The 204-nt window shown below is 48.0% G+C and carries 1 protein-coding gene; it reads left to right on the forward strand.

Going from position 1 to position 204, the window contains the following annotated elements; genetic code table 11:
• A partial coding sequence (locus HUN22_RS18470) for an Ig-like domain-containing protein (protein ID WP_174732160.1) occupies positions 1-204 on the forward strand: 204 nt, incomplete at both ends.

A 204-nucleotide genomic window follows, 5' to 3' on the forward strand; every position in this document is an offset into this window, starting at 1 on the left:
CTGGCACATTGGCAGCGGGTGAAGTTGCACAGATCAGTGTAGATGGTGGTGTAACCTGGATCGACTTGACAGTAACAGCAGGCAACTGGAGTTATATAGATAGCCGTACCTTAACTGATGGTAACTACACTTACGATGTTCGTGTGGTGGATACTGCCGGTAACGTGGGTTCAACTGATAGCCAAGTTGTGACTGTAGACAGCA

Source organism: Acinetobacter lactucae (assembly GCF_013344765.1).
Lineage (GTDB): Bacteria > Pseudomonadota > Gammaproteobacteria > Pseudomonadales > Moraxellaceae > Acinetobacter > Acinetobacter lactucae_A.